At 71.5% G+C, this 7107-nt stretch carries 4 protein-coding genes and 1 pseudogene; 2 read left to right on the top strand and 3 right to left on the bottom strand.

Annotation, left to right across the window (positions count from 1 at the left end; genetic code table 11):
- Positions 1 to 80 precede the first annotated feature (80 nt).
- Both ABT001_RS17685 and ABT001_RS17680 read right to left on the bottom strand, forming a co-directional pair.
- Positions 81 to 989 (bottom strand): annotated as a pseudogene (locus ABT001_RS17685) (DUF8829 domain-containing protein); the annotation flags it as partial.
- A gap of 78 nt (positions 990 to 1067) precedes the next feature.
- A complete protein-coding gene (locus ABT001_RS17680) occupies positions 1068 to 3044 on the bottom strand; it encodes an acetoacetate--CoA ligase (RefSeq protein ID WP_351277990.1) in 1977 nt (658 codons plus the stop codon).
- A 219-nt stretch (positions 3045 to 3263) separates the two neighbouring features.
- Here ABT001_RS17680 and ABT001_RS17675 point away from each other — a divergent pair, with 219 nt between their 5' ends.
- Positions 3264 to 5627 (top strand): glycoside hydrolase family 31 protein, encoded by a 2364-nt coding sequence (locus ABT001_RS17675; protein ID WP_351277987.1) that lies wholly within the window; start codon positions 3264 to 3266, stop codon positions 5625 to 5627.
- Here the strand turns inward: ABT001_RS17675 and ABT001_RS17670 are convergent.
- Positions 5618 to 6193, bottom strand: coding sequence for an NUDIX domain-containing protein (locus tag ABT001_RS17670; protein ID WP_351277984.1), 576 nt, complete (start codon positions 6191 to 6193; stop codon positions 5618 to 5620). The genes ABT001_RS17675 and ABT001_RS17670 overlap by 10 nt on opposite strands.
- Here ABT001_RS17670 and ABT001_RS17665 point away from each other — a divergent pair.
- A complete protein-coding gene (locus ABT001_RS17665; RefSeq protein WP_351277981.1) occupies positions 6176 to 6982 on the top strand; it encodes a M15 family metallopeptidase in 807 nt (268 codons plus the stop codon). The genes ABT001_RS17670 and ABT001_RS17665 overlap by 18 nt on opposite strands.
- Positions 6983 to 7107 lie beyond the last annotated feature (125 nt).

Raw genomic sequence — 7107 nt, 5'->3', positions numbered from 1 at the left:
CCAGCAGGGGGGACCTGACCCGGCTCGGCGTGTTCGTCACCGGCAGGCGGGCCAGGACCGGCACAGCCGGGACCGAGGCGGTGGGGCTCCGGTTCGTCGGCACCGAGGTCGAATCCCGCGCAGTACTCGACGCCGGATTCCGGCGCCACGGGTTCTCCCGTATCGGCGTCGGTGCAGTAGGCGCTGAAGACCTCACCCGCGGTGAGCGGAAGGAGGCTGCCCCGGTGGAGGCGCCAGCCGTGCACCCGGTCGGGGGCGCCGGGAGTCGTGGTGCGCAGCACGACACCTCCCTGGGTCTCCAACGCGACCCCGACGGCGAGCACGGTGGCGAACTCCGCCCCTTCCGACGAGGCGAAGCCGGCCGGGCCGTCCACGTCACGTGCGGTGTGGAGGACGGCGAGGAGCTGTTCGTGCTCCGTGGGCGTGCTGCAGACGACGTGGTGGGTGCCGGGTCCCGCCGTGTCCAGCAGGCGCGTCAGCAGGTGGGAGGCCCTGTCGAAGGCGGCCCGGCCGATGTCCTGCCCGCAGTCCGCGCAGTCGCCGAGGCCGGCCAGCAGCATGGTGGCGTACTCCCATGTCGCGCGGCGGACGGCTCGTGAGACGAGCAGGGGGATCAGCGTGTCGATGGGCTGGCCGGTATAGGCCACCGTGGCTCCGCCCGCGGCGATCTCAGCGGTGAACCGGCTGCGGCTCGTGCGCTCGTCGGGATCGAGTCCGGACTCGGTGCAGAACTCCGCGTAGTCCTCCGGGTCGAAGAGTGCGACGGTGGTGTGCATTCCCTGGGCGGCGAGCGTCCGCAGCAGGCCTTCGACCTGCTGCAGGTAGACCGCGTGGTCGTCGAAGGCGAAGCTGCGGTAGTGCCGCATGGCCTCGAAGTCCTCGGGGTCGACCAGCAGGCCGACCGTACTGGGTGCTTCGCGGCGCAGCGCGCGTCGCATGGATGTTCCGGAGCGTTGCCGGCCTCGCCCGGTCGGCCTGATGTGTGCCATGAATCCCCCTGTGCACTGTCGATCGATGCTCACTCAGCGTAATCAGGGGGACTGACAACGGATGGCCCGCAGGTCGGATCAGTGGCGCTCGCGGGCGAGGTCCTCGTAGAAGCGGAGCAGTTCGAGGTTGTCGACGGAGCCCGGATTGACCGCCTCGGAAAGGGCTGCGCCCTGGAGGAGTCGCTTGACCGGAACCTCGATGCGCTTGCCGGTGAGGGTGTGCGGGATGCCGGGGACCTCGATGACCTCGTCCGGTACATGGCGGGGTGAGAGGTTCTCGCGGATGGTCCGTTTGATGCTGTCGCGGAGTCCGTCGTCGAGTGCGGCGCCTTCGGCGAGGTGGACGAACAGTGGCATCCAGTAGCCACCGTCCGGCTCTTCGAGGCCGATGACGAGGGACTCACGGATCTCGGGGAGCCGCTCTACCGCCTCGTAGATGTCGGCGGAACCCATCCGTACGCCCTGCCTGTTGAGCGTGGAGTCGGAGCGGCCGTGGATGACGACCGAGCCACGGTCGGTGAGCGTGATCCAGTCCCCGTGACGCCAGACGCCGGGGTACATGTCGAAGTAGCTGTCGTGGTAGCGGCGGCCGTCGGGGTCGTTCCAGAAGCGGACCGGCATGGACGGCATCGGCGCGGTCACGACGAGCTCGCCGACCTCGCCGACGAGGGGCCGGCCCGTGGGGTCCCAGGACTGGAGGTCGGTGCCGAGGCAGGCAGCCTGCAGCTCGCCGATGTGGACCGGCAGGGTGGGGACCGCGCCCGCGAAGCAGCTGCAGACGTCGGTCCCGCCGCTGACGGAGGCGATCCACAGGTCGTCGGCGATCTCGTCGTGGAGCCAGCGGAAGCCGTCCGGCGGGAGCGGGGATCCCGTGGTGGCGACGCACTGGACACGGCTGAGGTCGTGATCGCGGCCCGGGTGGACGCCCGCCTTCCGGCATGCCATGACGTAGGCCGCCGAGGTGCCGAAGAGGGTGGCGCCGGTCTGTTCCGCGACCCGCCACTGCGCGCTCACGTCCGGGTGGCCGGGGCTGCCGTCGTACAGCACGACGGTGGTGCCGGTGAGGAGCCCGGAGACGAGGAAGTTCCACATCATCCAGCCGGTGGAGGTGTACCAGAAGAAGCGGTCGTCGGGGCCGAGGTCGCAGTGCAGCCCGATCTGCTTGAGGTGTTCCAGGAGGATTCCGCCCTGGGACTGGACGATCGCCTTGGGAAGCCCGGTCGTGCCGGAGGAGTACAGCACCCACAGCGGATGCTCGAAGGGGACCTGCTCGAAGACCGGTTCGGTGTCGGAGGCGGTGAGGGCCGACCATTCGAGGGCGCCCTCGGGCGCCTTCGTGCCGAGGAGTGGGATGTGGACGACCGCGCGCAGGGTGGGGAGTTCGCTCCGGAGTTCGGCCACGGTACCGGTGCGGTCGTGCTCCTTGCCGCCGTAGCGGTAGCCGTCGACGGTGAACAGGACGACGGGTTCGATCTGCTGGAAACGGTCGAGGACGCCGCGGGCGCCGAAGTCGGGGGCGCAGGAGGTCCAGATCCCGCCGACCGCCGCGGTGGCGAGGAACGCGACGACCGCCTGCGGGATGTTGGGGAGGTACCCGCTGACCCGGTCGCCCGGGGTGACTCCGAGTGCTCGGAGTTCCGCCGCCAGCGAGCTTGTTTGACGGCGGAGTTCGGACCAGCTGACGGCGGTCTGGGTGTGGGTCTCGTCGACGTACAGCAGGGCCGGGGTGTCCGCGCGGAGGGGGTCGTCTGCCGTACGCAGGGCGTGCTCGGCGTAGTTGAGGGTGGCTCCGGGGAACCACTGGGCGCCGGGCATCGCGCGGTCGCCGAGAACGGCCTCGTACGGGGTGGAGAAGCGTACGTCGAACCATTCGGCGACGGCCCGCCAGAAGCTGTCGAGTTCGCCGACCGACCAGCGGTGCAGTGCCGCGTACCCGCCGTCGGCGGGGGCTCCGTGGCGTCCGGCCGCCCATTGCTGGAAGCGGGTGACGGCCGCTGCCCCGACCCGCTCGGGATCGGGCTGCCAGAGGGGGGCTTCGCCGGCTGCTGAGGTCATGGAGGGTCCCTGGCCTTTCGGGTGTACGCGGGGTCTGCGTGCGTCGCGGGCACGGGCTGGGGTGTGCGCGTGAACGGCTTTCACGGACGATGCCATGTGATCGTCTCGCGCACCAGGGTTCCCCGGTCGTGGCCGCGTGTCCGGCTGTGTCGTGTGGCTCAGGTGAACGGAAGCTGAACGGAACACTTTTCCGTCTCGGCGGATGGCAGGGTGGCCTGCATGGATGGTCGTGACCTGGTGCGTTCGGTGAAAATGGTCGGTTCCGTACAGGGATTGCGTACGGTGCGCTCGGCCTGGCGGCACCGGCGTGCGGATGCGCGGGATCTGGAGCCGCGCGGAGCGGAGCGGGCACGTGTGCCCGGCCTCCTGATCGGTGCGGAGCCCGGACCGGGCGGCGGTGTCGTGCGGTTCGCGCGCTCGCGGCTGCGGGTCCGGGTGGCGGTGGGCGGTGCGGTGTTCTGGTCCTGGGACGGCGCCGGGCCGTTGCCCTCCTACGCCCTGCCGGGGGCGGAGCCGGAGCCGGATCCGCGGGCGTCCCTCGAACCGGACACGAACGGCGGCTGGCAGGTCGTGTCGGAGCGGCTGACGGTCGTCGTGTCGCGGCTCGGTGCGGTGGAGCTGCGGACGCCGGGTGGGGTGCTGCTGCGCCGGGAGCTGCCGCCGCGCTGGTGGGAACCGGTGGACGGGGGCGAGGCGCGGTGGGTGCAGCGGTCCGAGGTCCCCGCCGACGCGCGGTTCTTCGGGCTGGGCGGGCGGGCCGGCGGACCGAGGCTGCGCGAGGGCGCGTACCGGCTGTGGAACACCGATCCGGGCGGGCGATTCGGACCCGGGGACGATCCGCTGTACCTGACGATGCCGGTGCAGCTGGTGGTCTCCGACGCGGGGACCCATCTGGCGTTCCACGACAACTCCTGGTCGGGCGTGGTGACGCTCCGGGAGGGCGAGGAGGGCGCGGGCTCGGGTCATGACAGGCCCGGCACCTGTGAGGTCCGGATGGACGGCGGTCCGCTTCGCTGCTGGTTCGTCGTGGGTACGCCGGCCAGGGTGCTGCAGGGGTGGACCGCGCTGACGGGGGCACCCGCGCTGCCGCCCTCCTGGGCGCTGGGCCCGCAGCACGCGCGCTGGGGGTTCGGCAGCGAGCGGGAGGTGCGGAGGATCGTGGCGGGGTACCGGGAGCGGGGTCTGCCCCTGTCGGTGCTGCATCTGGACATCGACCACTTCGACGCGCACCAGGTGTTCACGGTCGACCGGGAGCGGTTCCCCGATCTGCCGGGGCTGGCGAAGGAGTTGCGCGAGGAGGGCGTCCGGCTGGTGTCCATCGTCGACCCCGCGGTGCGGGCGTCGGCGGGCAACGCGGTGTTCGACAGCGGCCTCGATGTGGGTGCCGAGGGGGCGTTCGTCCGGGATCCGCAGGGCGTGCCGGTGCTCGGCGAGGTGTGGCCGGGTGCCTGCGTCTATCCGGATTTCACCGATCCGCTGGTGCGGGAGTGGTGGGGCGGCCTGTACGAGGAGCGGCTCGGCCAGGGGTTCGCCGGTGTGTGGCACGACATGAACGAGCCGGTGTCGTTCTCGGCCTTCGGGGATCCTTCGCTGCCCCGTTCCTCCCGGCACTCCCTGGAGGGCCGTGGCGGGGACCATCGGGAGGCCCACAACGTGTACGCGCTGGCGATGGCGAGGGCCGGGTACGAAGGGCTGCGCCGACTGCGGCCCGAGGAGAGGCCGTTCCTCTTCTCCCGTGCGGGCTGGGCGGGGATGCAGCGGTACGGCGGTACCTGGTCCGGTGACGTGGCCACAGGATGGCCGGGGCTGCGGGCGTCGTTGTCCCTGGTGCTGGGGCTCGGGCTCTGCGGGGTGCCGTATTCGGGTCCCGACGTCGGCGGGTTCGACGGGTCGCCGTCATCGGAGCTGTATCTGCGCTGGTTCCAACTGGGCGCGTACATGCCGTTGTTCCGTACGCACGCGGCCATCGACGCGGGGCGCAGGGAGCCGTGGGAGTTCGGGCCGGAGGTGCTCGCGCACGCCCGGGAGGCCCTGGAGGAGCGGGAGCGGCTGCTGCCGTACTTCGTGACGCTGGCGCAGCTGGCCCGGCTGACCGGTGCGCCATATGTGCGACCGGTGTGGTGGGGCGCTTCGGGGAACCGGGAGCTGCGGGATTGCGAGGACGAGTTCCTGCTGGGTGACGCGCTGCTGGTCGCGCCGGTGCTGGACGAGGGTGCGGACCGCCGTTCGGTGCGGCTGCCACCCGGGCGTTGGTACGACACGGCGACCGGGAAGGCGTACGAGGGGCCGGGCCAGGTGGTGGTGGAGGCGCCGCTGTCCCGGATTCCGGTGCTGGCGCGGGCCGGTGCGGTGGTCCCGGTGCGGGGCCCGGAGGGCGGCCTCGAACTGGAGGCGTGGGCTCCGTCCGCCGGGTGCACCGGGGGCGGGCTGGTCGTGCGCGACGTGGGTGACGGGTGGGCGCGGGCCGAGGTGGAGCGCTACACGTCGTCTCTGAGGGCCGGCCGTGTGGTCGTGGAACGGGACGGTGCGGAGGGTCTGGTGCCGTATCCGGTCCGTGTACGGGGGCTGCCGGCTCAGCGGTAGGCGCCGGCGAACCAGGAGCGGACGGCCTGGGTGTGCAGCGGAAAGGCGAGTTCGTCCGGGGTGTGGATCACGTCGTGCCCCGAGGTCTCGTCCGTCGGGGTGGAGGGCGGCAGCGCGGCGGCGGGGCGTGGCGGGAGCAGTCCGAAGAGCAGCAGGTGGCCGTCGGGTGAGCTCAGCGCGTCGGCGAGGCGCACGTCCGTCTCGTCGGCCCGGATACCGGTCTCCTCGCGCAGTTCCCGCACGACGGCGTGGCGCCAGTCCTCGGTCCGGTCGATGTATCCGCCGGGCAGCGCGATCCCACCCCGGTGCGGAGGGATGGTACGGGTGATGACGACGAGGCCGGTGCCGTGCGGCCCGGTGACGGGCAGCAGGGCCACGGCCACCGGCAGCGGGTTGCGCCAGGCGGTGTGGCCGCAGATCGTGCAGGTGCGGGGCCAGGTGTCCGCGGCGTACGGGGCCCCGCAGCTGTCACAGTGGGAGTCCTTCACGGGCGGACTGTATCCGATCGCTCTTCTCCTGCGGCTCCGAAGCTGATAGACGGTGTGCCCATGACAGGAATCGTTCATGTTCTCCGTGCCCTGGCCGCCGCGGGCGCCGCTCTGCTCGCCGTGACCGCATCCGCCCCGGTGGCAGCCGCCAGGCCCGAACCCAAGGCTCCGCCGGAGTTCGTCGACCTCCGCTCCGTCGATCCGACGATCATCACGGAGATGCGCTACACCACCGCGCACAACTTCATGGGAGAGCCGGTGGACGGCTACCGGCAGCCGGTCTGCATCCTGACCCGTCCCGTCGCCCGCGCGCTGCGCACGGCCCAGCAGAGCCTGCTGCGCCAGGGCTACTCGCTCAAGGTGTACGACTGCTACCGGCCGCAGCGCGCCGTGGACCACTTCGTGCGCTGGGCGAAGGACCTGGACGACCAGGCCATGAAGGACGAGTTCTATCCGGAGGTGGGCAAGGCGCGGCTGTTCGAGGACGGTTACATCGCGGAGAAGTCCGGGCACAGCCGGGGCAGCACGGTGGATCTCACCCTGGTGAAGCTGCCGGCGCGGCCGACCGGGCCGTACGAGCCGGGCGAGGAACTGACCGCGTGTTACGCGCCGGAGGCCGAGCGCTTTCCTGACAACTCGGTGGACATGGGCACGGGGTACGACTGCTTCGACACCCTGTCGCACACGGACGACCCCCGGGTTCGGGGGGAACAGCGCGCCAACCGGCAGTTCCTCAAGGCGACGCTCGCCGGCCTGGGATTCGTGAATCTGGCGGAGGAGTGGTGGCACTACACCTACAGGCCCGAAGTCTTCCCTGACACGTACTTCGACTTCCCGGTGGCCAGGCGCTCCGTCGCGGGGCACTGACGGCCCGGCGGTAAACGGGCGGAGAACGGGCGACCAGGACCACCCCCGTGGGCTCCGGCCGCCCGTTCTCCTTGTCGGGGACGCGGAACTGCCGTATCCGGTTGCCGGCCGACCCATTACCGTGC

Origin of the sequence: Streptomyces sp. NPDC002793 (assembly GCF_040295485.1) — a bacterium.
In the GTDB taxonomy this organism is placed as follows: Bacteria; Actinomycetota; Actinomycetes; order Streptomycetales; family Streptomycetaceae; genus Streptomyces.
The sequence above is the reverse complement of the archived record's forward strand: the minus strand, read 5'-3'. Positions and strand labels throughout refer to the sequence as shown.